The organism is Pseudomonas viridiflava (genome assembly GCF_003702045.1).
GTDB classification, from domain to species: domain Bacteria; phylum Pseudomonadota; class Gammaproteobacteria; order Pseudomonadales; family Pseudomonadaceae; genus Aquipseudomonas; species Aquipseudomonas viridiflava_C.
Genome location: NZ_RBTP01000031.1, coordinates 197,017 through 220,847, shown reverse-complemented (window position 1 = coordinate 220,847; position 23,831 = coordinate 197,017). Strand labels below are relative to the sequence as shown.

The following is a 23,831-nucleotide window of genomic DNA, read 5'->3' as shown; positions in this document are numbered from 1 at the left end:
ACATCAGTCAGCGAGTCGCCTGTTCCAGCGCCGGAACAGCGGCTCGGCCAGAAACAGCACGAACAGCAGTCGCATGACCTGCATGGCCGTCACCAGCGGCACCGACAGTTGCAGCACCTCGGCGGTGAGGCTCATTTCGGCGATGCCGCCCGGCATCATGCCGAGTGTCAGCGAGCGCAAATCCAGATGAGTCAACGCGCTGAGGCCGAAAGCGGCAAGGGCGGCGATCAGCATGGTCAGCGCCGTTCCGAGCAGCGTGCGACCGAGAAACGACGGCGCACGGCGGAAAAACTCCCGGTTGAAGTGACAACCCAGTCCGCTGCCGATCAGCAGTTGACCCAGTTGGCTGGCGCCGTTGGGCAAGCCGATTTTCAGGTCCCAGACCACGCTGACCACCGCACTCAGCAGCAGTGGTCCGAACAGCCACGGGTTGGGTTGTTTGAGGCGCTGCCACAGCCACGCGAGCAGCGCACCGAACGGCAGCAGGAACGCCAGCCAGCGCCAGTCGACACTGGTGGCGTGAAGCACAGGAGCACCGTCACCCAGCAGGTATTTGAAGATCGCCGGTACGCACAGCACCACCGCCAGCACGCGTAAGCTTTGCGCGGCTGCGACGCTGCTCAGGGTCGCGCCATTGCGTGCGCCCAGGTTGACCATCTCGCCAGACCCGCCCGGCATGCTGGAGAAGAACGCCGTCGGTCGGTCTTCGCCGGTGCGCAGCATCAGCCACACGCCTACCAGGCAAGACACACTGGTGATCAGCGCGCCGAAAAAAATCAGTCCAAAGTGCGCCAGTACCTGCTCGATTACCACCGGGGTGAAGTGCAGGCCGATGCCGATGCCGATGACCAGTTGGCCGCATTTGCGACCGCCTGGAATCTGAGTGATCTGCCAGGGTGTCAGGCAGCGCACCAGGATGATCGCCAGCAACGAGCCGACCATCCAGGGCAGAGGCCAGCCGACCTGGCTGGCAAGGTAACCGCCCAGCAGGCCGACCAACGGGGTCGGCCACCAGTTGCGCAGTGACGAGTCAGACATTAGTCATCGCGGCACGCTGGTTGGCGCGCTTGCGCCAGATACGGATCAGCGGGAACAGCAGCATGAACACGGTCAGCACCCAGACACCCAGGGTAATCGGGCTGGCCCAGAGAATCCCCAGTTCGCCGTTGGAGATCGACAACGCACGACGCAGGTTTTGCTCCATCAAGCCACCAAGAATGAACCCCAGCAGGATCGGCGACAGCGGAAAATCAAGCTTGCGCAGGATGTAGCCGAAGATACCGATACCGACCATCAGGAACAGGTCGAAGGTGGTGGCGTGGACGGCGTAGACGCCGATCCCGGTGATGATCGCGATGACCGGCACCAGCGCCCAGTTCGGCACGGACAGGATGCGGGTAAAAATGCGGATCATCGGGATGTTCAGGATCACCAGCATGATGTTGGCGATGAACAGCGACGCGATCAGGCCCCAGACCAAATCCGGTTGCTGCTGAAACAGCATCGGGCCGGGCGTGATGTTGTACAGCGACAGAGCACCGATCATGACTGCCGTGGTGCCCGAACCGGGTACGCCCAGGGTCAGCATCGGTACCAGCGCGCCGCAGGCGGTCGCGCCGATAGCGGTTTCCGGTGCCGCCAGACCGCGCATGTCACCTTTGCCGAACGTGCCGGTGGGGCCTGCGATACGCTTTTCAGTCATGTAGGCAACCGCACTGGCCAGCGTTGCACCCGCGCCCGGCAATACGCCCAGGATAAAGCCCATGAAGCCACAGCGAAGGTTCACCGTGAACACCGCCGCCGCCTCCTTGAGGTTGAACATCATGCGCCCGGTGGCCTTGACTGCTTCCTGCCCGCGGTGGGTTTTTTCCAGCAGCAACAGGATCTCGCTGATGGAAAACAGACCCAGGACCAACACCACGAACTGGATGCCGTCCGCCAGATGGATGTTGTCGCCGGTAAAACGGTACACACCGCTGTTGGCATCGATCCCGATCGCAGACAGGAACAGACCGATCAGCGCAGCGATGAAAGTCTTGAGCGGTTTGTCGCCTGCCATCCCGCCCAGGCAGACAATGGCGAATACCATCAACACAAAGTACTCCGCGGGGCCAAAAGCAATCGCCCATTTGGCCAGCAACGGTGCAAACAGCACCATGCCGCAGGTGGCGATGAAGGCGCCGATGAACGAACTCCAGGCCGACAGTGACAACGCGACGCCCGCCATGCCGTTACGGGCCATAGGGTAGCCGTCGAGGGTGGTCATCACGGTGGACGCTTCACCGGGAATGTTCAGCAGGATCGAACTGATACGGCCGCCGTACTCGCAGCCCAGGTACACGGCCGCCAGCAGGATCAAGGCCGACTCTGGCGGCAGTCCCAGGGCGAAGGCGATGGGAATCAGCAGCGCCACGCCGTTGATCGGTCCCAGCCCCGGCAACAGGCCGACGATGGTACCGATCAACGTGCCCGACAGCGCGGTAATGAGGTTGTAAGGCGTCAGCGCAACGCCGAAGCCCTGGCCCAGATAGCCGAAAGTATCCATGTTTAATTCTCCAGAACGCTGAGCAGGCCCAAAGGCAGTGGAACGTCCATCGCTTTATCGAACAGCAGGTAAAGGCCGATGCTCATCAGGATCACCACAACGACACTGGGCAACCAGCGACCGCCATACAGGCGTGCCATCGGAATGCCGATCAGTATGCTACTGAGAATGAAGCCCAGCGGTTCGAACAGGCCGGCGAACACCAGCAGTAGCGCGATGCAGGTGCCGATCTTGATCAGCGTTTCGCGGTCCAGCGGCGGCTCGTCTTCGCTGTGTACGATGGGGGTCGGGCGAATCAGCATGTACAGCAGAGCGATACCCATCAAACCGATCATCAACAAGGGAAAGGCCCGAGGGCCGACAGGTTCGTAGGAAAAGGGCGCCTGATAGGGCCAGGCCATGAAGGCCAGGCCGATACAGACCAGTAACAGGACGCCTGCAAAAATGCGTTGTATGGCCATGAAAAGCTCCTGAGGTGCGCCTGTCGGGCAGGCGCAACCGAACGTCAGTCAATTGGGTGCAATTACTGAATCAGGCCGAATTCCTTGGCCATCAGCTTGTAGTCGGCCACCTGTTTCTTGACGTAGGCGTCCAGCTCTTGGCCGGTCATGGCGAACGGGAACAGCTCGCGCTGGTCACGCAATTTGGCGAAGTCTTCCGAAGCCAATACCTTGTCGAACGAGGCTTTCCACCAGTTGTAGTCTTCGTCGCTGACCTTTGGCCCGAGGTAGAAGCCACGCACCACAGGCCAGACGATGTCGTAGCCCTGTTCCTTGGCGGTTGGGATGTCTTTCATTTCAGGCTCGTCGATGCGCTTGTCGGCGAACACCGCCAGCAGCCGCATGTTGCCGCTGAGAATGTGCGGCATGGAGTCGGAAATGTCGGTACTGCCGACCTGGATATGGCCGCCCAGCAAGGCGGTGGCGATTTCGCCGCCACCTTCGAGCGCGACGTATCGCAGTTCACGCGGATTGATGCCAGCGGCCTTGGCGATCAAGGCGGTCTGCATCCAGTCCTGGCTGCCAACGGTGCCGCCCGAGCCGATCACGACCTTGCTTGGGTCGGCCTTGAGTGCCTTAACCAGGTCATCAAGGTTCTTGTAAGGCGAGTCGCTCTTGACCGCGATGGCGCCATAGCTGGTGCCGACGGCCGCCAGCCAGCGCACGGCATTTTCGTCGAAACGTCCGAACTTGCCCTGCGCCAGGTTGAGCAGCGACCCGCTGGACCAGGCGACCAGCGTGCCTGCATCGGCCGGACGCTGCGCGACCACGGCGTTGTACGCCACCGCACCGACGCCGCCAGGCATATAGGTCACGCGCATTGGCGAGCTGAGGATTTTCTCGTTGATCAGGGCGCTCTGGATCAGTTTGCAAGTCAGGTCGAACCCACCGCCCGGCGAGGCCGGTGCAATGCATTCGGGACGCTTGGGTTCAGCAAGCAGTTGAGTGGCAACCAGCATGCAGCCGGCGGTCATTGCAAGCTGACGCAAGGAAAGTTTCATGTGCAGTCTCCTGAGGTTTTTTTGTTTTTGGATGTGGAAAGCTGTTCTGTTCAAGACATTTGGCGGTCAGTTACTTCCCGTAACGGCAGAAATCGACAAGCAGATGCCTGGCGGCAGATAACGGTGCCGAGGTTCTTGAGAAGTGCTGGATGATCGCAGGTACTTAGCGTAGTGCCAGGAACTGGCAAGCCTGAGGCGTGCCGACCGGGAGCGGTCGAGAATTGAATGCAATGCACGAACTGTCGAGCCGGGGAGGGCATTGACATGATGTGACTCCATTTACCGTTTTATTGTTTTTATTTTCAGACGCGTCCGGGCGCCTTTTTTACGTACCCTTTTTCGGGTCGTGGTCCGATCCTAAATGACGAACCTTTCAGCCACCTTTCAATAAGCTTTCAATCGCGCCTCTCAAACGTGCGAGTTGTTTCAGTGCTTCACAGCGGGCGGCGCGCCTGTAAACTCCGCTTCCATACCCCAATAACAACATCGAAAATCAGGAGACGGCGATGCGTGTTCTTCTCGTGGAAGATCATCTGCAATTGGCTGAAAGTGTCGCGCAGGCGCTCAAGAGCGCGGGCTTGACCGTCGATGTCCTGCACGATGGCGTTGCCGCCGACCTCGCCCTGACCAGTGAGGAATACGCCGTCGCGATCCTCGATGTAGGTTTGCCACGCATGGACGGCTTCGAAGTGCTGGCGCGTTTGCGGGCGCGCAGCAAGAACCTGCCGGTGCTGATGCTGACCGCACGCAGTGACGTCAAAGACCGGGTTCATGGCCTCAATCTGGGTGCGGATGACTACCTGGCCAAGCCTTTCGAACTCTCGGAACTGGAAGCCCGGGTCAAGGCCCTGCTGCGTCGCAGCGTCCTGGGTGGCGAGCGTCAGCAGCGTTGCGGCGTACTCGCCTACGATCTGGACACGCGCCGTTTCACCCTGGGCGATGAATTACTCACCCTCACGTCTCGTGAGCAGGCGGTGCTTGAGGCGCTTATCGCAAGGCCCGGTCGGGTGATGAGCAAGGAACAGCTTGCGGCGCAAGTGTTCGGGCTCGACGAAGAAGCCAGCCCCGACGCCATCGAAATCTACGTGCACCGGCTGCGCAAGAAGCTCGACGGGCAGTCGGTCGCCATCGTGACGTTTCGTGGCCTGGGTTACCTGTTGGAAAGCCGTGATGATTAACGACAGCCTGCGCTGGCGACTGCTGTGGAATCTGGCCTTGTTGCTGGTGGTACTGATGCTGGCCAGCGGCATGAGTGCTTACTGGAACGGGCGCGAAGTCGCCGACACGGCGTACGATCGCACGCTACTGGCGTCGGCCCGAACCATCGCTGCCGGTCTGACTCAGCGCGACGGGACATTGAGCGCGGACATTCCTTATGTGGCGCTGGACACCTTCGCCTATGACAGCGAAGGGCGAATTTATTACCAGGTCAATGACATTAACCAGAAGCTGATCTCCGGCTACGAGAACCTGCCATCGCCACCGCCAGGCACCTTGCGGACCGACGATTATCCGGCACTCGCCAAGTTTTATAACGGCAGGTATCAGGGCCAGGACGTGCGTGTGGTCAGTCTGCTTAAACCGGTGACCGATCCCGGCATGAATGGCACTGCAGAAATCCGCGTGGCTGAAACCCAGGAAGCCCGCAAGGGCATGGCCCGCAGCTTGATGGCCGATACCTTGTTGCGATTGGGGATGCTGGGCGGCGGCGCGTTGTTGCTGGTGTGGTTTACGGTCAGTGCGGCGCTGCGTCCGTTGGAGCGTTTGCGCACAGCGGTCGAGGAGCGCCAGCCGGATGATCTGCGGTCGCTGCCGATGGTGGAGGTGCAGCATGAACTGCGACCACTGGTCGGCGCGTTGAACCACTTCACCGAGCGTTTGCGCCTGCAATTCGAGCGTCAGGCGCAGTTCATCGCCGATGCCGCTCACGAATTGCGCACCCCGCTGGCTGCGCTTAAGGCGCGTGTGGAGCTTGGCCTGCGCGAGCGTGATCCGCAGCAGTGGCGCACGACGCTGGAGTCTGCGGCGCTGGGGACGGATCGCCTGACCCATCTGGCCAATCAGTTGTTGTCGCTGGCGCGCATTGAAAACGGTGCCCGCGCCATTGCCGAGGGCGGTGCGCAGCAGCTGGATCTCAGTCAGTTGGCGCGCGAACTTGGCATGGCGATGGCACCGCTGGCGCACTCACGCGGTGTTGCGCTGGCGCTGGAAGCTGACGAGCCGGTGTGGCTCAAAGGCGAACCGACATTGCTCAATGAACTGCTCAGTAACCTCGTCGACAATGCGCTGGCCCATACGCCGCCCGGTGGCAACGTGGTGCTGAGGGTTTATGCGCCGGGTGTTCTGGAGGTTGAAGATGACGGGCAGGGCATTCCCCAGGCTGAGCGCGACCGGGTATTCGAACGGTTTTACCGTCGCAGTCAACAGGGCAGCGGGGCAGGGTTGGGGCTGGCGATTGTCGGGGAGATCTGTCGCGCGCATCTTGCTCGTATTTCATTGCATGACGGCGCCGAGCGCGGTTTGAAAGTTCGGGTCAGCTTCGCTGCTCCACAGGCCTGACGCTTAGTAAAGCATGTCCATCGCGTCGTCCATTTCGGCGCTGAGCATGCCGTTGGCTCTGCTAAGCCTCAGTTGGCTGTAGGCGGGCAAGTCCGCAATTTCGATCGCGGCAAAGGGATGGTCCGTGTTCTTGTGCACATGCACGCTCGCGACCTGCACCAGATCGATGTAGTCGGGACTTTTCGACACGCGGGTAAAATCCTGAAACTTGCCCGGCACCGAGGCCAGCGGCTCAGGGAAATCCCAGGAGCGCAGCAGGCGTTCACCGATCACTGGATGGATGTTGTCGATCACATGATTGAGGCTGATCGGGTCGGCGAGCAGGTCGAAATGGTCTTCGGCGTAGGTCAGGATCGGCAGGATGCCGATCAGATGGATCAGCCCGGCCAGTGTGGCCTGGTCCGGCTTCAACGTTGTATAGCGCTGACACAGGGCATAGCTGATGCCAGCGACCTGCAGGCTCTGCTTCCAGATATCCCGCATCTTCTGTTCGATGACTTCCGATTTGGCATGAAACATCTGCTCGACCACCAGCCCGATGGCCAGGTTGCAGGTGTAATTGACGCCCAGTCGGCGGATCGCCGTAATGACGTCGCTGACCTCGAAATTGGGCCGTAACAATGGACTGTTCGCCACTTTGATGAGGCGGGCGGACAGGGCGGTATCGCTGCCGATGACTTTGCTCAGCGCAGCGATGCTGATTTCGGTGTCTTCGGCCGCAAGGCGAATCTTCAGTGCTACTTCAGGCAGGGTGGGGAGAAACAAGGCATCTCGGTCGATGGCCTTGATCAAGTTTCTCTGCACCTCGTCAGCCATCTTGCTCATGTTGCGTCTCGCAGCCGTTTAGAGAGTCCAGAGTGACTCGGGCGCTCGGGAAGCGCCCGAATGTCGGGTCGTTGTACTGACAGTGGGATCCCGGGGTGTGCGCCTGCGTTATCGCTGCGTCTCGAGCTTGCTGTCCAGAACGTAGGGCAACTCGCCCAGTTGCAAGGAGGGGCCGTCGGGAGATCCGAGACGGACATCGCCGCTTTCTGCGGCATCGGCCTGAAGTACTGCCAACAACTCGATCCCCTGCTCTGACCGCGCCGCGATCACAATGTTACCTACTGCGCTGGCATGAACCGGAGAAAACAGTGCGGCACCGGGCGTCGGGATGTCGTCGCCCTGCATCGACAGTCGATAAAGCCTGCGTTTGAGCTTGCCCAGGTACTGCATGCGCGCCACGATTTCCTGGCCGGTGTAACAGCCTTTCTTGAAGCTGACACCGCCCACAGCCTGCAGGTTGATCATCTGCGGGATGAACTCTTCGCGGGTTTCGATGAACACCTGACCGATGCCGGCCTGGATCTGGCCCAGCAGCCAATCGTTGAGTGAGCCCTTCTGAAGGTGCGAAGCGAGGCGCGACTGGAGGCTATCGGCCTGGTCGGCGGGTACCCAAAGCTCTGCCCGCTGGGGGGATACGCGGACCGCAATCAAATCGTTGGCGCGGCTGACCGAGTCGGTGTCCTGCGCCAGATCCAGCCCTAGACCGACTAACGCAGCGTCGCCGTCCTGCAAGCCGAAGCGCACCCAGCCAGCGCTTTCGTCGGTCAGCTTCGACTTTGAAAACACGGCGTATTTGCGCAGGTCCAGCAGTTGCGGCTCGATCAGTTCCTGCGCCATTGCCAGCAGACAACCGTCACCTTCGAGCAGAACCCGGAAGCTCGATTGCATACGGCCTTTCTGGGTGCAGCGCGCACCGAGGCTTGAGCGCTCTTCGCTCAGATAATTGAAATTGCAGGTCAATTGTCCCTGCAGAAACTTGCTGGCATCCACGCCGCGAACGGCAAGAACGCCCTCATGGGATAGCGTGCAGAAGAAAGCTGAGTGGGCCATGGTCATCGCAAATGGAAAAAGTCTGGGGCACATCATAGTGCCCAGTCATGAATCTGAATACGGCCACGTGAAAACTGCTGCGACCATTGCGCGATTCGCGCAGTCGCTTCACGGCTGTATACTCGCGGCCTACTTTGAGGAGCGCTCCATGGTCGAAGACGTTGAACTCAACCGCCTTTACTGGCACAGCCGCCGCGGCATGCTCGAACTGGACGTGCTGCTGGTGCCGTTTGTCCGTGAGGTCTATCCGCATTTGAATGACGTGGACCGCGATCTGTATCGCCGCCTGCTGACCTGCGAGGATCAGGACATGTTCGGCTGGTTCATGCAGCGTGCCGAGTCCGAAGATCCCGAATTGCAGCGCATGGTTCGTATGATCCTGGACCGTGTTCAGCCCAAATGATCGTTTCGAGTGTCATTGGCAGGCGTCTCGCCTGCTGCTGACGACTTACCTGTGCGTGCAGGCGCTGGCGTTATTTTGCCTGTACTGGCTGGATGTCCCGGGCCTGATTGCCGCGGTCGGCGTCGCGTTGTGCGTCGCTCATGCAGGCTGGGTTGTACCAGGGTCGATACTGCTGAAGCGTCGGACTGCCTTCACCGGCCTGCAGCGTGACTCACACGGTTGGCGAGTGTGGAGCGAGCGGGGCGGCTGGCAGCCGGTTCAGCTGTGTCAGGACAGCCTGGCGCTGCCGCTGGTCGTGATTCTCCGCTTTCGACTGGTCAGCGCTGGCAGACCTCAGCGGACAGTCAGAAGCTGCTGCATTCCCTTCGACTCGCAGGTGCCGGATGTGCATCGACGCCTGCGAGTACGCTTGAAGTTCAGTCGACGTAGGTGGGGGGTGTCAGAATAGTGTCCAGCGCCTCGGGCAGAAGATCGGGGTAATCCAGCGTGTAATGCAGTCCGCGACTTTCCTTGCGCTCCATTGCCGAGCGGATCATCAATTCAGCCACCTGCGCCAGATTGCGCAACTCGATCAGGTCACGGCTGACTTTGTAATTACTGTAAAACTCATCGATTTCATCCAGTAACAAACGCACGCGATGTTGTGCTCGTTGCAGACGTTTATTGGTGCGCACGATTCCTACGTAGTCCCACATGAAGCGGCGTAGTTCGTCCCAGTTGTGCGCGATGATGACATCTTCGTCCGAATCGGTGACCTGGCTTGCGTCCCATGCCGGCAGATTATCGGGCAGTTGGACATCATTCAGTTGTTTCTCGATATCGGCAGCAGCGGACCTCGCATAGACAAAACATTCCAGTAACGAATTGCTGGCCATGCGATTGGCACCGTGCAAGCCCGTGAAGCTGGTTTCACCGATGGCATACAAACCGGGTACGTCCGTATGCCCTTGGCTGTCGACCATCACGCCTCCACAGGTGTAATGCGCAGCGGGAACCACGGGGATCGGCTGGCGGGTGATGTCGATGGAGAACTCCAGACAGCGTTCGTACACCGTCGGGAAGTGGGTCTTGATAAAGTCCTCGGGCTTGTGGCTGATGTCCAGGTACACGCAGTCGATGCCCAGGCGCTTCATCTCGTGATCGATGGCGCGGGCCACAATGTCGCGAGGTGCCAGCTCTGCCCGTTCGTCGAAACGTGGCATAAAGCGTTCACCGTTCGGCAGCTTGAGATAGGCGCCTTCGCCGCGCAGCGCCTCGGTGATCAGAAAACTTTTGGCTTGAGGGTGATACAGGCAAGTGGGGTGGAACTGATTGAATTCCAGGTTCGCGACCCGACAACCGGCGCGCCACGCCATCGCAATACCATCACCGCAGGCACCGTCGGGGTTGCTGGTGTAGAGATAAACCTTGGCTGCGCCGCCTGAGGCCAGGATCGTAAAGCGTGCGCCATAGGTGTCGACCTCGCCACTGTTACGGTTGAGCACGTAAGCGCCCAGGCATCGCGTGCCTTGTAGACCCAGACGACGCTCGGTAATCAGGTCAATGGCTGCACGCTGCTCGAGCAGTTCGATATTGGGTCGCTTGCGGGCCTGGTCCAGCAATGTCTTGAAAATGGCCGCCCCGGTGGCGTCAGCGGCGTGGATGATACGTCGATGGCTGTGACCGCCTTCACGGGTCAAGTGGAACTGGAATCCGCTTTCCTCGGTGTCCGCTTGGTCGCCACGGGTGAACGGCACGCCCTGGTCGATCAGCCACTGGATGGCTTCGCGACTGTGTTCAACCGTAAAACGCACGGCTTCTTCGTCGCACAGGCCGCCGCCGGCATTGAGGGTGTCTTCGACGTGAGATTCGACCGTATCGGTGTCATCCAGCACCGCCGCAACGCCACCCTGAGCCCAGAATGTGGAGCCGTTGGACAGGTCGCCCTTGCTCAAAACCGCAATGCGCAGATGTGCTGGAAGGGTCAGCGCAAGGCTCAAGCCTGCGGCGCCACTGCCGATCACCAGTACGTCGTGCTGAAAATGTTGGCTCATCTGTGAATTATGCTCTTGGCGGCCACTAGTATAAGTATTTGGGGATCGGCACAATAGCCGCGCCTCATGGCAATGTGAAACCACAGCGGGCGATGATTGTGCTCCAGTCCTCGGTGTGATGCACTCCGTTTTACTCTGCTTCAATCCTTGAAATACATTCATTGATCCAGAGAGGGCGTGCAGTTTGCTTTCACGCCTGCCTTTATGCTTATGGAACTTTTTACCGGGATCCAGGCTCAATAGCAGGTTGCCTATAAAGGAACAGCGTCAGCATGCGCAGGTTTAGATAAGTGATCATCGACTGTGCATTTGGCGACAAGACTATTCACGCAGCCGACCGGGTCGAGCTGCGTTTTTCTTGCAGGCTTTACGATTACCTGCAGGAAACTTGCTTGAAGGGGGAGAACTTTTGCGAAAAGCCCGAGTCTATGTTTGCGAGCCTGAACAATATCAGTTGCAACGCTCCTTTAAGCTCAATGAGGAGTGTTCATGCTAACCCAGGAAGAGGATCAGCAGCTTGTCGAGCGCGTACAGCGCGGGGACACGCGAGCATTTGATCTGTTGGTGCTGAAGTATCAGCACAAGATTCTCGGGTTGATCGTGCGATTCGTGCACGACACCCATGAGGCTCAGGATGTTGCGCAGGAAGCCTTTATCAAGGCTTATCGCGCACTCGGAAATTTCCGCGGCGACAGTGCGTTTTACACGTGGCTGTACCGCATCGCCATCAACACGGCGAAAAACTATTTGGTGTCGCGAGGTCGGCGACCACCGGATAGCGATGTGAGATCTGAAGACGCGGAGTTCTACGATGGCGATCACGGCCTCAAGGACATCGAGTCGCCGGAACGTGCATTGTTGAGGGATGAGATCGAGGGCACTGTCCACCGGACCATCCAGCTTCTCCCGGAAGATTTACGTACTGCGTTAACTTTACGTGAATTCGACGGTCTGAGTTACGAAGACATTGCGAGCGTCATGCAATGTCCTGTTGGTACCGTGCGCTCTCGCATCTTTCGCGCTCGGGAAGCCATCGATAAAGCCCTGCAGCCGTTGTTGCAGGAATCCTGAGACAGCGGCGATAGCCCAAGAGAGGAACCCGCCATGAGTCGTGAAGCCCTGCAGGAATCGCTGTCCGCAGTGATGGATAACGAAGCGGACGAATTGGAATTGCGTCGGGTATTGAATGCCATTGACGATGCAGAAACGCGCGCCACATGGTCGCGTTACCAAATTGCCCGCGCTGCTATGCACAAAGAATTGCTGATGCCGCATCTGGATATCTCGGCTGCTGTATCCGCCGCGATTGCCGATGAAGTCAGCCCGCTGAAGGCCGCACGCGGCCCGTGGCGCTCCCTGGGTCGTCTGGCCGTTGCTGCTTCGGTGACCGTTGCCGTTCTGGCGGGTGTTCGTCTCTACAACCAGGACGACATCGCGGGTGCTCAACTGGCCCAGCAGACTCAGCAACCTGCCAATCTGACTGTGCCGCAAGTTAAGGGTCCGGCCGTGCTCGCGGGTTATACCGAGAGTGCTGAGCAGGCGCCTGGTCCGATGGCCAATGGTGTGTTGCAGGGTGCTGGTGAGGGCGACAAGCGCCTGCCAGGCTACTTGCGTCAACACGCTCAGGACGCCGCGGTGAAGGGTACTGAAAGCGCGCTGCCTTATGCACGTGCTGCCAGCCTGGAAAACCGTTAAGGAGGAACATGCGAGCCGTCCCTCTACTGCCGTTATTGCTTAGTGGATGGCTTGCCCTCCCAGCGTATGCCGATGATGCTCAAGACATGCTCAAACGTCTTGGGCAGGTCGATCAGCAGCAAAGCTATCAAGGTACATTTGTCTACGAGCGCAACGGTAGTTTTTCTACCCATCGGATCTGGCACCGCGTAGCGGATGGCAAGATCAGTGAGCGTCTGTTGCAGCTCGATGGCTCTGCCCAGGAAGTGTCACGCGTCGACGGGCTTACCCAGTGCGTTAGCGGCACTTTCGAATCGGGCGTTACCAGCGCCTCCGGTTCATCCTCCTCACGAACATTTGACGTCAAGAAGCTCTCTGAATGGTACGACATGAAAGTTGTCGGAAAGTCGAGGGTTGCTGGCCGTCCGACGACTATTGTTGCGGTAACGCCCAAGGATCAGCATCGCTACGGTATGGAACTGCATATCGATAACGAAACTGGTCTTGCGCTCAAATCGCTGCTGTTGAGCGACAAGGGTCAGTTGCTGGAGCGTTTTCAGTTTACCGATCTGGACACCGTCAATGGTCCCAGCGAGCAATCGCTTCAGGCCAGTGCCGATTGCAAGCCCGTGAGTGCAGCAAGCAACAAGCCTCAGCCTCAGACGAGCCCCGTGTCCTGGTACTCGGACTGGTTGCCGTCGGGTTTCGAATTGACGAGCAGTGGCGTTCGCAAGAATCCTGATTCTCACTTGCCTGTCACCAGTTTGATGTACGGCGACGGTCTTGCGCGTTTCTCCGTGTTTATCGAGCCTGTCAGCGGAAACGCTTCGTCAGACATTCGCACGCAACTGGGTCCTACGGTTGCAGTGTCGCGGCGCTTGACCACGCCTCAAGGTGACACGATGGTCACCGTGGTGGGTGAGATACCACTGGGCACTGCCGAGCGCATCGCATTGTCCATTCGTGGTAATGATGACCAGGCAAAAAAGTAACGTGCGACAGTGAAGAATGCCCAGGATGTAAAAAATTTCATCTTGGGCTCGATGAACCGCCAGACTGCGGTCAACCTGGCCCTGTGCTGAGGTGTTGAAATGTTTGGTGAGGTTTGCAAGTTGCAAAACAATGCGTTTTTTTCTATAGGTCACAGCCTCGCAGCTCTGGCCTTTGTCGTTTGTGGGGCCGTAAAAAGCGTCAGAGACAAGCACCTCGCGGTGCCGGGTCTCTGAGTCAGCTGACCTGTACTGCTTAACTTTGCTGGTTGTGAACGGGAGCCGTATGTCGATACCACGTATGAAATCTTATCTATCTCTCATTGCCGCCGTGCTGATGCTCGGACAGGTTGCTGCCGTACAGGCCGAGAACCTGCCGGACTTCACCGGGCTGGTCGAGCAGGCGTCGCCCGCGGTCGTGAATATCAGCACCCGTCAGAAGTTGCCTGATCGTGCTATTGCCAATCAGCAGATGCCGGACCTTGAAGGCCTTCCTCCCATGCTGCGCGAGTTTCTCGAGCGCAGCATGCCGCCAGGAACGCGTCCGCCCGGCAAGGGTGATCGCCAGCGCGAAGCGCAATCGCTGGGGTCGGGCTTTATTATCTCGCCAGACGGCTATGTGCTGACCAACAACCACGTGATCGACGGCGCGGACGAAATTCTCGTGCGCCTCTCTGATCGCAGCGAACTGAAGGCCAAGCTGGTCGGTACGGATCCTCGTACTGACGTGGCCGTTTTGAAGATTGAAGGCAAGGACCTTCCGACCGCCAAACTGGGCAATTCCAATACGCTCAAGGTCGGTGAGTGGGTGCTGGCGATCGGTTCGCCGTTCGGCTTCGATCACTCGGTGACCAAAGGTATCGTCAGCGCCAAGGGGCGCAGCCTTCCGAACGATACCTACGTGCCGTTCATCCAGACCGACGTAGCGATCAACCCGGGTAACTCCGGTGGTCCGCTGTTCAACATGGCGGGTGAGGTCGTGGGGATCAACTCGCAAATTTTCACCCGCTCGGGCGGTTTCATGGGGCTGTCGTTCGCGATCCCTATCGATGTCGCGATGGATGTCGCCAATCAGCTCAAGGCCAGCGGTAAAGTCAGCCGGGGCTGGTTGGGTGTGGTGATTCAGGAAGTGAACAAGGACCTGGCTGAATCCTTCGGTCTGGACAAGCCAGCCGGTGCGCTGGTTGCGCAGGTGCTTGAAGATGGCCCTGCTGCCAAGGGCGGTCTGCAGGTAGGCGACGTGATTCTGAGCGCCAATGGCCAGCCGATCGTCATGTCCGCCGACCTGCCGCACTTGATCGGCAACCTCAAGGACGGCAGCAAGGCCGAGCTTGAAGTGATTCGTGACGGTAAGCGTCAGAACGTGACGGTTACCGTCGGCGCACTGCCGGATGAAGGTCAGGAAATGGGTGGCGTGCCAGGTGCGGGTGCCGAGCGCAGCAGCAACCGTCTGGGTGTTTCGGTGATCGAACTGACCGCCGAGCAGAAGAAGACGCTGGACATCAAAGGCGGCGTTGCCATCAAGGAAGTGACCGGTGGCCCTGCTTCGCTGATCGGTCTGCAGGCCGGTGATGTGATCACTCACTTGAACAACCAGGCCATCACTTCGGCCAAGCAGTTCACCGATGTGGCGAAAAGCTTGCCCAAGGATCGTTCTGTTTCGATGCGCGTCCTGCGTCAGGGTCGTGCGACGTTCATTACCTTCAAGCTGGCTGAATAACAGGCTGCAATGAGGAAGAAGGGCGGTCATGACCGCCCTTTTTCATGCCTGTAATTTGCCTTGACGCCTATCCATCTGCCTGCAAGCGTGACGCCTCGGGCATCCTTCAGGTACAATTCCCGGCTATTTTTCGGCGGGCAATCTGCCTGCAACCTTTTTGAGTGTTGATCCGTGAGTGATTTGAGTCATATCCGCAATTTCTCCATCATCGCCCACATTGACCATGGCAAGTCGACGCTGGCCGACCGCTTCATTCAAATGTGCGGCGGCCTGTCCGAGCGCGAAATGGAAGCGCAGGTGCTTGACTCTATGGATCTTGAGCGCGAGCGCGGGATCACCATCAAGGCCCACAGCGTAACCCTGTACTACAAGGCCAAAGACGGTATTACCTACCAGCTGAACTTCATTGATACCCCGGGCCACGTGGACTTCACCTATGAAGTCAGTCGCTCGCTGGCCGCCTGCGAAGGTGCGCTGCTGGTTGTCGATGCCGGTCAGGGCGTTGAAGCTCAGTCGGTTGCCAACTGCTACACCGCTATCGAGCAGGGCCTTGAGGTCATGCCGGTACTGAACAAGATGGACTTGCCGCAGGCCGATCCGGACCGCGTCAAGGAAGAGATCGAGAAGATCATCGGCATCGATGCCACCGACGCTGTGGCCTGCAGCGCCAAGAGCGGCATGGGCGTCGATGAAGTGCTCGAGCGCCTGGTCGCCACCATTCCGGCACCAACCGGCAACATCGAAGATCCGCTGCAAGCGTTGATCATCGACTCCTGGTTCGACAACTACCTGGGCGTCGTTTCCCTGGTGCGCGTACGCCACGGCCGTGTCAAGAAGGGCGACAAGATTCTCGTCAAATCTACCGGCAAGCTGCATCTGGTCGACAGCGTGGGCGTGTTCAACCCCAAGCACACGGCGACAGTCGATCTGAAAGCGGGCGAAGTGGGCTTCATCATTGCCGGTATCAAAGACATTCACGGTGCGCCGGTCGGCGATACCCTGACCTTGAGCACCACCCCCGATGTAGACGTGCTGCCGGGTTTCAAACGCATCCAGCCACAGGTTTACGCGGGTCTGTTTCCGGTCAGTTCCGACGATTTCGAAGACTTCCGCGAAGCGTTGCAGAAACTGACGCTCAACGACTCTTCGCTGCAATACCTGCCCGAAAGCTCCGATGCACTGGGCTTCGGCTTCCGCTGCGGCTTCCTGGGCATGCTCCACATGGAGATTATCCAGGAGCGCCTGGAGCGCGAGTACAACCTGGACCTGATTACCACGGCTCCGACGGTTATCTTCGAGCTGCTGCTCAAGACCGGTGAAACGATTTACGTCGACAACCCGTCGAAACTGCCTGACCTGTCAGCCATCGAAGACATGCGCGAACCAATCGTTCGGGCAAATATTCTTGTGCCTCAGGAGCACCTGGGCAACGTCATCACGCTGTGTATTGAAAAACGCGGCGTGCAGCACGACATGCTGTTCCTCGGAACGCAGGTTCAGGTCAGCTACGATTTGCCGATGAATGAAGTGGTCCTGGACTTCTTCGACCGTCTCAAGTCGGTCAGCCGTGGTTATGCATCGCTGGATTATCATTTCGACCGTTACCAGTCTGCCAACCTGGTCAAGCTCGACGTGTTGATCAACGGCGAGAAGGTCGACGCCCTGGCGCTGATCGTTCACCGTGACAATGCGCACTACAAAGGGCGCGCATTGACCGAGAAGATGAAAGAGCTGATTCCGCGGCAGATGTTCGACGTGGCAATTCAGGCCGCCATTGGCGGTCAGATCGTGGCCCGAACAACCGTCAAGGCACTCAGAAAGAACGTACTGGCCAAGTGTTACGGTGGCGACGTAAGCCGTAAACGCAAATTGCTGGAAAAGCAGAAGGCCGGTAAGAAACGCATGAAGCAGGTCGGCAACGTGGAAATTCCACAGGAAGCTTTCCTTGCAGTGCTCAGGTTGGAATAGTCAGGTCCTATGTCACTAAATTTCCCGCTGTTGTTGGTCATCGCTGTCTTCGTCTGTGGCGTGCTTGCACTGATTGATCTGGTCTTCCTGGCGCCTCGTCGCCGGGTTGCCATTGCCAATTATCAGGGCAGCGTCACAGAGCCTGACATTGCTGTCGTCGAGCGACTGAACAAGGAACCTTTGCTGGTTGAATATGGCAAATCGTTCTTTCCGGTGTTGTTTATCGTTCTGGTGCTGCGCTCGTTTCTGGTCGAACCCTTCCAGATACCGTCGGGCTCCATGAAGCCGACGCTGGACGTGGGTGATTTCATCCTGGTCAACAAGTTCTCCTACGGCATTCGTCTGCCCGTACTTGACCAGAAAGTGATCCAGATCGGTGACCCGCAGCGCGGCGACGTGATGGTATTTCGCTACCCGAGCGACCCGAGCGTCAACTACATCAAGCGTGTGATCGGGTTGCCGGGTGACCGCATTCGGTACACCAGCGACAAGCGTCTGTTCGTCAACGGCGAGCTGGTCGCCAAGAAGCTGATCGGCACCGAGCCTGGCACCCTGGGCAGCGCCGAACTGTATGAAGAACAGCTGGGCACCGTCGAGCACCAGATCCGTCAGGAAATGAGCCGCTACCGTGCACCGCCCGACACCGAGTGGACCGTGCCTGCCGCGCATTACTTCATGATGGGCGACAACCGCGACAACTCCAACGACAGCCGTTACTGGGATGACCCCAACATTCCCAAGGATGAGCTGGGCATGGTTCCTGACAAGAACATCGTCGGCAAGGCCTTCGCTGTCTGGATGAGCTGGCCCGAACCCAAGCTGAGTCACTTCCCTAATTTTTCACGCGTAGGGTTGATCAAGTAACCCATGCGGCGCTGCCTGAGCAGCGCCGTTTGTCATTTTGGACCGCTTCGGCGAGCCCCTGACCCATGCGTTCGGGTCAGGTCGCCAGACAGTCCATCCAGGAGGGTTCACAGTGAACATGACGTTCCCTGCTTCTCAAAAAGGTATGTCTTGGGTGGGGTGGTTGCTGACGCTGGCGCTGGTCGCTTTTGCGATCAGCACGGCGCTCAAGATCGTTCCCCATTATCTCGATTACATGGAGATGAAAAAAATCATCCAGGCGGTCGAGACCAACAAGGGACTGGATATCACCACGGTCAACGATTTTTACAGTTATGTCGAAAAGAGCATGCAGCTCAACAGCATCCGGGATATAGATTTGAACAAGGCTTTAAAAGTAACGGTGGAGAACGATTCGTTCAACGCCCATTTGAACTACGAGCAACGTGAGCCACTGATCCAGAACATTGATGTGGTCATGAAGTTCGACAAGCAACTGAGCGTGGGCAAACCGTGAGCGTATCCTTGAGCCGCCTTGAGCGTCAGCTCGGCTACACCTTCAAGGATCAGGAACTGATGATCCTGGCCCTGACTCACCGCAGTTTTGCCGGTCGCAACAATGAGCGTCTGGAATTCCTCGGCGATGCCATTCTCAACTTCGTGGCCGGCGAGGCGCTGTTCGAGCGCTTCCCTCAGGCGCGTGAAGGCCAGTTGTCACGTCTGCGGGCGCGTCTGGTGAAGGGTGAAACCCTGGCCCTGCTGGCACGTGGTTTTGATCTGGGCGAGTATCTGCGTCTGGGCTCAGGCGAATTGAAGAGCGGCGGTTTCCGTCGTGAATCCATTCTGGCCGATGCCCTTGAGGCGCTGATCGGTGCGATCTACCTCGATGCAGGCATGGACGCAGCGCGTGAGCGTGTGCTGGCGTGGTTGACGACCGAGTTCGACAGCCTGACGCTGGTAGACACCAACAAGGACCCGAAAACCCGATTGCAGGAGTTTCTGCAGTCCCGGGCTTGTGACCTGCCGCGTTACGAAGTGGTGGATATCCAGGGTGAGCCGCATTGCCGGACGTTTTTCGTCGAATGCGAGATCACCTTACTGAATGAAAAAAGTCGAGGTCAGGGTGTCAGCCGCCGGATTGCCGAACAGGTAGCCGCAGCTGCAGCACTCATTGCCCTTGGCGTGGAGAACGGTCATGACTGATACAACTGCAACACGCTGTGGCTATGTTGCCATCGTCGGCCGCCCTAACGTAGGCAAGTCCACGCTGCTCAACCATATTCTGGGTCAGAAGCTGGCGATCACTTCGCGCAAGCCGCAGACCACTCGTCACAACATGCTGGGCATCAAGACCGAGGGCGCCGTGCAGGCGATCTACGTCGATACCCCCGGCATGCACAAGAATGGCGAGAAAGCGCTCAACCGCTACATGAATAAGACTGCATCGGCGGCGTTGAAAGACGTGGACGTAGTGATCTTCGTGGTCGACCGTACGCGCTGGACCGACGAAGACCAGATGGTGCTCGAGCGTGTCCAATACGTTCAGGGTCCGGTCATTCTGGCGATCAACAAGACCGATCGCATCGAAGACAAGAGCGATCTGATGCCGCATCTGGAATGGCTGCAAGGTCAGTTGCCGAATGCCTCCATCATGCCGATCTCCGCGCAGCACGGGCACAACCTCGAAGCGCTCGAAAGCCTGATCGCCTCCCATCTGCCGGAGAACGATCACTTTTTCCCGGAAGACCAGATCACCGACCGCAGTAGCCGCTTCCTGGCCGCCGAGCTGGTTCGCGAGAAGATCATGCGTCAGTTGGGTGCCGAGCTTCCCTACCAGATCACGGTCGAAATCGAAGAGTTCAAGCAGCAGGGTCGCATTCTGCATATCCATGCCTTGATCCTCGTCGAGCGTGACGGCCAGAAGAAAATCATCATTGGCGACAAGGGCGAGCGCATCAAGCGCATCGGCAGCGATGCCCGTCGCGACATGGAGCTGCTGTTCGATTCCAAGGTGATGCTTAACCTCTGGGTCAAGGTCAAGGGCGGCTGGTCCGACGATGAGCGTGCGCTGCGCTCGCTGGGCTACGGCGACCTCTAGGCTGTCTCTTCACCCGGCCCCGGCCGGGTGAACACTTTCTCTTTCGAGCCCGCCCGATGAGCACGCCAACCGGCCAACCTGCTTATGTGCTGCACAGCCGTGCGTACCGTGAAAACAGCGCGTTGGTCGATTTCCTCACGCCTCGGGGCCGGTTGCGAGCGGTGCTGCGCAGCGCCAAGGGCAAAGCCGGTTCGCTGGCAAGGCCCTTCGTGCCGCTCGAAGTCGAATTTCGCGGACGAGGCGAGCTGAAGAACGTCGGCCGAATGGAAAGCGCCGGTGTCGCCACCTGGATGACAGGCGAGGCGTTATTCAGCGGCATGTACCTCAACGAGCTGCTGATTCGCCTGCTGCCTTCTGAAGATCCGCATCCTGCCGTGTTCGATCACTACGCCGCCACCCTGGCCGCCCTCGCCGAAGGACGGGCGCTTGAGCCGCTGCTGCGTTCTTTCGAATGGCGTCTGCTGGACGATCTCGGCTACGGCTTTGCGCTGGACACCGACATCAATGGCGATCCTCTGGCCACAGACGGCATGTACCGCTTACAGGTCGACGCCGGGCTGGAGCGGGTTTACCTGCTGCAGCCCGGCCTGTTTCAGGGCGTGGAGCTGTTGGCGATGGCCGAAGCGGACTGGAGCGCCCCCGGTGCATTGTCCGCAGCCAAGCGTCTGATGCGTCAGGCGTTGGCGGTCCATCTGGGCGGTCGTCCATTAGTCAGCCGTGAACTGTTTCGCAAGCCGTAATCAGGCTTTATGCTCTGCAGCCTGCTTCGATCTAATTTCTGGAGACTTCCCGTGACTCAAAGCCCTCGCATCCTTCTTGGCGTGAACATCGATCACGTGGCCACATTGCGTCAGGCGCGCGGAACGCGTTACCCGGATCCGGTCAAGGCAGCGCTGGACGCTGAAGAGGCGGGTGCCGACGGCATCACGGTTCACCTGCGCGAAGACCGTCGCCATATCCAGGAGCGCGACGTGTTGCTGCTCAAGGATGTGTTGCAGACCCGCATGAACTTTGAAATGGGCGTCACCGAAGAGATGCTTGCGTTTGCCGAGCGGATTCGCCCGGGCCATGTGTGTCTGGTGCCGGAGACGCGTCAGGAGTTGACGACCGAGGGTGGTCTGGATGTCGCCGGTCAGGAGGCGCGCATCAAGGCCGCGGTCGAGCGGCTGTCGAAGATCGGCTGTGAAGTCTCGCTGTTCATCGACGCCGATGAGCGCCAGATTGCAGCCTCGAAGCGCGTCGGTGCGCCAGCCATCGAACTGCATACCGGCCGCTACGCCGACGCACAAACCCCGACTGAAGTGGCAGAAGAGCTGCAGCGGGTCGCCGATGGTGTGACCTTTGGCCTGGCCCAAGGCCTGATCGTCAACGCCGGACATGGCCTGCACTATCACAACGTTGAAGCGATTGCGGCGATCAAAGGCATCAACGAACTGAACATTGGTCACGCACTGGTGGCGCATGCGTTGTTCGTGGGTTTCAAGGCGGCGGTGGCCGAGATGAAAGCGCTGATCGTCGCGGCAGCACGCTAATCTCTGAAACGGCAGTGTCTCGCAGTCAACATCGGACTGTGGAAGACGGCTTGCTGGCGATAAACGATGACGCTGTTTTCCTGACATACCGCGTCGACTGAATCGCCGGCAAGCCGCTCTTATTAAACAACCCGTAACTTACTGAATAAACGCGATTTTGTGGGAACGGGCTTGTCCGCGAATGCAGCATTTCAGCCACCGTATCTGGGGCGGATGTACCCTGCCTTTTCGCGGACAAGTCCGCTCCCACGAACCGGTGTTTGCTGCGCGACAGCGCTACGTCTAAGACGTGGTAGCGCCTCTCACAAAAGTGTTTCGTCATCAGGTATTACAGATTTTTGATTCAGCGCTGAAAGCCTAAGGCTTGCGCCCCACGATCACGGCCCGCATCGGCGCGGGCAGGCCTTCTACGGTTTTGCTGTGGTCTTCGGGGTCGAGGAAGTCGCCCAGCGACTGATAGCGCATCCACTCGGTGCTGCGCTGTTCCTCGACAGCCGTGTGGCTGACGTCCACACAACGCACATCGGTGAAACCTGCGCGGCGCATCCACAGCTCCAGCGCAGGAACCGACGGCAGGAACCAGACGTTTCGCATCTGTGCGTAGCGATCTTCAGGCACCAGCACCTGATGGACGTCACCGGGTATCACCAGCGTTTCCATCACCAGCTCGCCGCCTTTCACCAGGCAGTCTTTCAGCGCCAACAGGTGGTCGATGGGCGATTTGCGGTGATACAGCACACCCATTGAAAACACTGTGTCGAACCCTTCCAGATTGGCAGGCAGGTCTTCCAGTGCGAAAGGCAGGTGCCAAGCGGGCAGGTCGGGCAGGTAGCGTTGCATGGCCTGGAACTGGCAGAAGAACAGCCAGTTGGGGTCGACGCCGACCACGCAGTCAGCGCCGGCCCCCAGCATGCGCCACTGGTAGTAGCCGTTGCCGCAACCCACATCCAGCACGCGTTTGCCTGTCAGATCCAGATGCGGCGACACCCGCGACCATTTCCAGTCCGAACGCCATTCGGTGTCGATGTGTACGCCGAACACATCGAACGGACCCTTGCGCCACGGGGAGAGGCCCATCAAGGCCTTGCGCAGCACCGTGCGTGTCTCACCGTCGCATTCGGTTTCCAGGGTGAAACTGTCGGCCAGGTCAATGCGGCTCGGCGTCAGGGCTGGCAAGGCGTCCAGTGCGCTCTGCCAGCGCTGCAGATCGCCGTGCCCTTTGGCCATCTTGGTGTCGAGCTGGGCCTGAAGGCTGTTGGCCCAGTCGGCGAGTGGAGTACGGGCCAGGCGGCGGGCAAGGGGAGCGAGATCAATCATGGCAGGGCTATCAACGAGGCAAAGTTAAGGCATTGGAACCAGGGCACCACCTTGGAAAATCCGGCGGCAAGCAGGCGTTGGCGGTGGTCTTCGAGGCTGTCGGGTTTCATGACGTTCTCGATGGCGCTGCGTTTCTGAGCAATCTCCAGATCGCTGTAACCATTGGCGCGTTTGAAGGCAATGTGCAGATCGGTCAGCAGCGCGTGTTCCTGCTCGTCATCGAAGCGCAGCTTTTCAGACAGGATCAGCGCCCCGCCCGGCACCAGGGACTGCCGAATGCGCCCAAGCAGTTCAAGGCGCTGCTCGGGCGCGATGAATTGCAGGGTGAAGTTCAGGGCAACCACCGAGGCTGGCTGGAACCTGAGACCCAGGATGTCGCCCTCGACGACTTCCACTGGTAGCAACTCCTGAAACATCGAGTTCTGGGCGTTCAGGTATTCGCGGCAGCGTTCGACCATCGCAGTTGAATTGTCGATGGCGATGACCCGGCAGCCTTCGTTGCGCACGTGGCGGCGCAATGCCTGAGTGACCGCGCCCAGCGAACTGCCCAGGTCGTACAGAACCGTGTCAGGTTGGGCAAACTGGGCCGCCAGCACGCCTAGGTTCTCGACGATGGTCGGGTAGCCGGGCACTGAACGCTTGATCATGTCCGGGAATACGCGCACCACGTCTTCGTTGAAGGCGAAATCAGGCACTTGGGCCAGCGGTTGGGCGAATAGGCGGTCGGGTTCTTTGCTCACGGCGATTCCGGCGAAGGCTTTGAAAGGCGGGCAT

The 23,831-nt window shown here is 59.0% G+C and carries 24 protein-coding genes; 15 read left to right on the top strand and 9 right to left on the bottom strand.

Annotated elements, in window-relative coordinates:
• Nucleotides 1-3: 3 nt before the first annotated feature.
• The 4 genes from ALP40_RS10960 to ALP40_RS10945 all read right to left on the bottom strand — a co-directional run bounded on the left by ALP40_RS10960 (nucleotide 4) and on the right by ALP40_RS10945 (nucleotide 4,052).
• Nucleotides 4-1,038 (bottom strand): AbrB family transcriptional regulator, encoded by a 1,035-nt coding sequence (locus ALP40_RS10960; protein WP_122208293.1) that lies wholly within the window; start codon nucleotides 1,036-1,038, stop codon nucleotides 4-6.
• The gene (locus ALP40_RS10955; protein ID WP_122208292.1) at nucleotides 1,031-2,545 is read right to left on the bottom strand and encodes a tripartite tricarboxylate transporter permease; all 1,515 of its coding nucleotides are present in this window, start codon (nucleotides 2,543-2,545) and stop codon (nucleotides 1,031-1,033) included. Before ALP40_RS10955 ends, ALP40_RS10960 begins: the two co-directional genes overlap by 8 nt.
• 2 nt (nucleotides 2,546-2,547) lie before the next feature.
• A complete protein-coding gene (locus tag ALP40_RS10950) occupies nucleotides 2,548-3,006 on the bottom strand; it encodes a tripartite tricarboxylate transporter TctB family protein (RefSeq protein WP_122208291.1) in 459 nt (152 codons plus the stop codon).
• 62 nt (nucleotides 3,007-3,068) lie between these two features.
• On the bottom strand, nucleotides 3,069-4,052 hold the full coding sequence (locus ALP40_RS10945) for a tripartite tricarboxylate transporter substrate binding protein (RefSeq protein ID WP_181115988.1): 984 nt from the start codon (nucleotides 4,050-4,052) through the stop codon (nucleotides 3,069-3,071).
• A gap of 500 nt (nucleotides 4,053-4,552) precedes the next feature.
• Here ALP40_RS10945 and ALP40_RS10940 point away from each other — a divergent pair, with 500 nt between their 5' ends.
• Nucleotides 4,553-5,224, top strand: a complete 672-nt coding sequence (locus tag ALP40_RS10940) for a response regulator (RefSeq protein WP_122208289.1) — start codon at nucleotides 4,553-4,555, stop codon at nucleotides 5,222-5,224.
• Entirely contained in the window at nucleotides 5,217-6,605 is a 1,389-nt protein-coding gene (locus ALP40_RS10935; RefSeq protein ID WP_122208288.1) for a sensor histidine kinase, read from the top strand. Before ALP40_RS10940 ends, ALP40_RS10935 begins: the two co-directional genes overlap by 8 nt.
• Before the next feature lie 3 nt (nucleotides 6,606-6,608).
• Here ALP40_RS10935 and ALP40_RS10930 read toward each other — a convergent pair whose 3' ends face one another.
• On the bottom strand, nucleotides 6,609-7,430 hold the full coding sequence (locus tag ALP40_RS10930; protein WP_122208287.1) for an HDOD domain-containing protein: 822 nt from the start codon (nucleotides 7,428-7,430) through the stop codon (nucleotides 6,609-6,611).
• 108 nt (nucleotides 7,431-7,538) lie between these two features.
• Nucleotides 7,539-8,480, bottom strand: a complete 942-nt coding sequence (locus ALP40_RS10925) for a folate-binding protein YgfZ (protein ID WP_181115958.1) — start codon at nucleotides 8,478-8,480, stop codon at nucleotides 7,539-7,541.
• 148 nt (nucleotides 8,481-8,628) lie between these two features.
• Here ALP40_RS10925 and ALP40_RS10920 point away from each other — a divergent pair, with 148 nt between their 5' ends.
• Together ALP40_RS10920 and ALP40_RS10915 are read left to right on the top strand one after the other, a co-directional pair.
• A complete protein-coding gene (locus ALP40_RS10920; RefSeq protein WP_004881759.1) occupies nucleotides 8,629-8,883 on the top strand; it encodes a succinate dehydrogenase assembly factor 2 in 255 nt (84 codons plus the stop codon).
• Nucleotides 8,867-9,331 (top strand): protein YgfX, encoded by a 465-nt coding sequence (locus tag ALP40_RS10915; RefSeq protein WP_122208285.1) that lies wholly within the window; start codon nucleotides 8,867-8,869, stop codon nucleotides 9,329-9,331. Before ALP40_RS10920 ends, ALP40_RS10915 begins: the two co-directional genes overlap by 17 nt.
• Here ALP40_RS10915 and nadB read toward each other — a convergent pair.
• On the bottom strand, nucleotides 9,300-10,916 hold the full coding sequence (gene nadB, locus ALP40_RS10910) for an L-aspartate oxidase (RefSeq protein ID WP_122208284.1): 1,617 nt from the start codon (nucleotides 10,914-10,916) through the stop codon (nucleotides 9,300-9,302). The genes ALP40_RS10915 and nadB overlap by 32 nt on opposite strands.
• Nucleotides 10,917-11,405: 489 nt before the next feature.
• Here nadB and rpoE point away from each other — a divergent pair, with 489 nt between their 5' ends.
• The 11 genes from rpoE (at nucleotide 11,406) to pdxJ (ending at nucleotide 21,740) form a co-directional block, all read left to right on the top strand.
• Nucleotides 11,406-11,987 carry an RNA polymerase sigma factor RpoE gene (gene rpoE / locus ALP40_RS10905; protein WP_002554912.1) on the top strand — a complete coding sequence of 194 codons (582 nt, stop codon included), beginning with the start codon at nucleotides 11,406-11,408 and terminating at the stop codon, nucleotides 11,985-11,987.
• Between the two features lie 33 nt (nucleotides 11,988-12,020).
• Nucleotides 12,021-12,611: an anti sigma-E factor RseA C-terminal domain-containing protein gene (locus ALP40_RS10900; protein WP_122208283.1), complete on the top strand. Its 591-nt coding sequence runs from the start codon at nucleotides 12,021-12,023 to the stop codon at nucleotides 12,609-12,611.
• A gap of 8 nt (nucleotides 12,612-12,619) precedes the next feature.
• Nucleotides 12,620-13,582 (top strand): MucB/RseB C-terminal domain-containing protein, encoded by a 963-nt coding sequence (locus tag ALP40_RS10895; RefSeq protein WP_122208282.1) that lies wholly within the window; start codon nucleotides 12,620-12,622, stop codon nucleotides 13,580-13,582.
• A gap of 334 nt (nucleotides 13,583-13,916) precedes the next feature.
• Nucleotides 13,917-15,299 carry a DegQ family serine endoprotease gene (locus tag ALP40_RS10890; protein ID WP_375140038.1) on the top strand — a complete coding sequence of 461 codons (1,383 nt, stop codon included), beginning with the start codon at nucleotides 13,917-13,919 and terminating at the stop codon, nucleotides 15,297-15,299.
• Between the two features lie 171 nt (nucleotides 15,300-15,470).
• A complete protein-coding gene (lepA, locus tag ALP40_RS10885; protein WP_122208280.1) occupies nucleotides 15,471-17,267 on the top strand; it encodes a translation elongation factor 4 in 1,797 nt (598 codons plus the stop codon).
• Nucleotides 17,268-17,276: 9 nt separating this feature from the next.
• Complete coding sequence (lepB, locus tag ALP40_RS10880; RefSeq protein ID WP_122208279.1) at nucleotides 17,277-18,131, top strand: signal peptidase I; 855 nt, start codon at nucleotides 17,277-17,279, stop codon at nucleotides 18,129-18,131.
• Between the two features lie 118 nt (nucleotides 18,132-18,249).
• Nucleotides 18,250-18,627, top strand: a complete 378-nt coding sequence (locus ALP40_RS10875; RefSeq protein WP_122208320.1) for a DUF4845 domain-containing protein — start codon at nucleotides 18,250-18,252, stop codon at nucleotides 18,625-18,627.
• Complete coding sequence (rnc, locus tag ALP40_RS10870) at nucleotides 18,624-19,313, top strand: ribonuclease III (RefSeq protein ID WP_122208278.1); 690 nt, start codon at nucleotides 18,624-18,626, stop codon at nucleotides 19,311-19,313. Before ALP40_RS10875 ends, rnc begins: the two co-directional genes overlap by 4 nt.
• Complete coding sequence (gene era / locus ALP40_RS10865) at nucleotides 19,306-20,208, top strand: GTPase Era (protein WP_122208277.1); 903 nt, start codon at nucleotides 19,306-19,308, stop codon at nucleotides 20,206-20,208. The genes rnc and era overlap by 8 nt, the downstream gene beginning before the upstream one ends.
• 56 nt (nucleotides 20,209-20,264) lie before the next feature.
• Nucleotides 20,265-20,948, top strand: a complete 684-nt coding sequence (gene recO / locus ALP40_RS10860; RefSeq protein ID WP_122208276.1) for a DNA repair protein RecO — start codon at nucleotides 20,265-20,267, stop codon at nucleotides 20,946-20,948.
• 51 nt (nucleotides 20,949-20,999) lie between these two features.
• The gene (pdxJ, locus tag ALP40_RS10855) at nucleotides 21,000-21,740 is read left to right on the top strand and encodes a pyridoxine 5'-phosphate synthase (protein WP_122208275.1); all 741 of its coding nucleotides are present in this window, start codon (nucleotides 21,000-21,002) and stop codon (nucleotides 21,738-21,740) included.
• Nucleotides 21,741-22,097: 357 nt separating this feature from the next.
• Here pdxJ and cmoB read toward each other — a convergent pair whose 3' ends face one another.
• The gene (cmoB, locus tag ALP40_RS10850) at nucleotides 22,098-23,057 is read right to left on the bottom strand and encodes a tRNA 5-methoxyuridine(34)/uridine 5-oxyacetic acid(34) synthase CmoB (RefSeq protein WP_122208274.1); all 960 of its coding nucleotides are present in this window, start codon (nucleotides 23,055-23,057) and stop codon (nucleotides 22,098-22,100) included.
• A complete protein-coding gene (gene cmoA / locus ALP40_RS10845; RefSeq protein WP_122208273.1) occupies nucleotides 23,054-23,797 on the bottom strand; it encodes a carboxy-S-adenosyl-L-methionine synthase CmoA in 744 nt (247 codons plus the stop codon). The genes cmoB and cmoA overlap by 4 nt, the downstream gene beginning before the upstream one ends.
• Nucleotides 23,798-23,831: the final 34 nt, after the last annotated feature.